The following is a 2,456-nucleotide window of genomic DNA, read 5'->3' as shown; positions in this document are numbered from 1 at the left end:
GCTGTTTTCGTCAAGACCGTAGTTTCATGGGTGGCACGCAAAACTTTCAGGCCTGGCACTGCAAGATTTTATGTTCGGCAAGGCATGCCGCTTAACGCGTTCTCCTAGCGCTTGTTTGCCATGGGCGAAGCCTCCATCCTCTTGGTGGGCCCCTCGAACACGATCAGGTGGCCGTAGTGGATTATCCTGTCGATCATGGCCGCGGCCATCTGGTCGTCGGTCAGCACCGACCCCCACCTCGAGAACTCGAGGTTGGTTGTCACGATCAGGCTCCGCCGTTCGTAGCACTTGGACACGACCTGGAACAAGAGCCTTGCGCCCTGGCGGTCTATCGGCAGGTAGCCCAGCTCGTCCAGGATGACCAGATCGGCGCGCTCGACCTCCCGGAACACGCGGTCGAGGGATCCCGCCTCCTCCGCCTTCCGCATCCTCACGACGAGGTCCGATATCGTCGCGAACATCACCGACAGGCCCATGCGGCAGGCGGTCGTGCCGCAAGCGATCGCCATATGCGTCTTGCCGTTGCCGACGCCGCCGTACAGCACCAGGTTCTGCATCGATCCGACGAACGCGCACGACTCCACGTCGTTTCTGGGCATCCCCTCCGGCAGCCTTATGCGCGACCAGTCGTAGCCGTCGAAGGTCTTCGGCACCGGGAACCTCGCCCGCTTGAGCAGCCGCTCCCGCTTCGACTTCTCGCGCCACGAGCATTCCTCGTCGAACACCGAGCACAGGAACCTGAGCTCCCTCGCGCTCGATTCCGACGCGAACTTCTCGGCCGTGTGGTTCGACAGCATCACGGCGCGGAACCCGGCGCGGGCCCTCGCCTCGAGCTCCGCCCTCGCGCTCATGCGGCACCACATCCCAGCAAGCCGTCGTAGGCCGACAGGTCGGGGCCGACATCGGGAGCCGACCCGAGGCCGAACCCGCCGATGCGGGCGAGCATCATCTCGACATCGGCCGCGCGCGTGGCGCCGGTCCTCGCGAGCACCTCGGACAAAGCCGAGGCCACCTCGTCGTACGACCACGATGCGCACCATTTCTTCATGCACTTGACCAGGTCGGAAAGGGCCGCCGACTCCATGGCGTCCATGTGCGCGGCCACGTTCGCGGGCAGCGCCGCCCTCGCCGGCGAGTTGCGCCAGGCTCCCGGCCGCCTGGCGAGGAGCCCCAGCTGGGACGCGGGGTCGGGAGAGCCGGCGGCCGTCCCGAACCTCCTGTCGTGCTCCGCGAGGACCTCGCCGGCGGAATTTGCGAACGCGATGCAGTGCGCGCCGTACGCGACGGTGACGGGCCTCCCGGCCATCGCGTCGGAGACGTGGTAGCGGTGGCCGCCGTCGACGCCGGCGCAACCGCGCTTGTCGACGATCGCGGAACCGTAGCGCACGCATGCGAACGGCTTCGCGGGAAGCGGCAGCAGCGCCGCCCGGTCGCGCTCGAACAGCTCGCCCCAGCTCATGCGCTTCTCGTAGTGCTCGTTGCCGGCATAGCCGTCGCATCTTCCCAACAGCGCCGCGTTGAACGCCGCGATGTCGTCCAGCGCGGGCATCGGCGTGAACAGGTGCTGGCGCGACCAGCCGACCTTGCGCTCGACGTTGCCCTTCTCGTGGCCGGAATCCGGGTTGGCGTAGGTCACCGAGAACCCGTAGTGCGCGTGCATCCTGGAGAAGAGCTCCGCCTCGGTGACCTTGCCGCCGATCTTGCGGCCGGCCCCCGTGGCGTTGTCGAACACGATCCGGTGCGGCACGCCGCCCACGTGCTCGAACACGTCCTTGAGCCCCTGGCAGACGCACTCGGAGGTCTCGCCGGCGAACAGCTGGCAGAAGCCCATGTTGGAGAAGGGGAAGCTCAACGCGAAGAAGTGCATGCGCACGCGCTCGCCGCGGTAGACGACGTCGACGTCGCCGAAGTCCGCCTGCGCCTCGCCCGGCGCCCATACGAGCTCGATGAACGCCGTCTCCGACGACTTCATCTGGGCCTTGCGCTCGCGGACGTACTTCTTCACGATCCCGTACCCGCCCGCGTAAGGCGTCTCGTCGAGCAGCCTCTCGTAGATTCTCTGGGCGCTATGGCGCTGCTTGCGCCAGACGTGCAGGTCGCCCTCGAGGATCGAGTCGATGAAGGGCTTGTACGGGTCGAGCATGGAGCCGCGCCGCGACTTCGCGGGTATCTGCGGCGAGAAGTCGTCCATCGCCAGGTACTTGCGAATCGTCGGCTGCGAGACCCCAGTCCGCCTCTGTATCTCCGCGTTCGTGAGCCCCTGGCGGCTCATGTCGCGTATACTCTCGATCGTCGGCATGTCGATCATCCTTTCCGCCTCCTTGCCAAGTAGTTGGTAGCTACATTGACAAGGATGGCCTAGCTGGTCGGCATGCCTTTGCCTTATCTGAAAACTTTCATTGCCATAGATGAAACGCCACGATGCCGAAGCTGCAAGTCTCAAACTAGCGGAAACA

The 2,456-nt window shown here is 65.6% G+C and carries 2 protein-coding genes; both read right to left on the bottom strand.

Annotated elements, in window-relative coordinates:
* Positions 1-104 precede the first annotated feature (104 nt).
* Positions 105-851, bottom strand: a complete 747-nt coding sequence (gene istB, locus AB5Z54_RS09755) for an IS21-like element helper ATPase IstB (protein WP_368161399.1) — start codon at positions 849-851, stop codon at positions 105-107.
* Entirely contained in the window at positions 848-2,308 is a 1,461-nt protein-coding gene (gene istA, locus AB5Z54_RS09750) for an IS21 family transposase (protein ID WP_368161398.1), read from the bottom strand. The genes istB and istA overlap by 4 nt, the downstream gene beginning before the upstream one ends.
* Positions 2,309-2,456: the final 148 nt, after the last annotated feature.

The sequence above is a fragment of the Collinsella aerofaciens genome (genome assembly GCF_040910185.1).
Classification (GTDB): Bacteria; Actinomycetota; Coriobacteriia; order Coriobacteriales; family Coriobacteriaceae; genus Collinsella; species Collinsella aerofaciens_BF.
The sequence above is the reverse complement of the archived record's forward strand: the minus strand, read 5'-3'. Positions and strand labels throughout refer to the sequence as shown.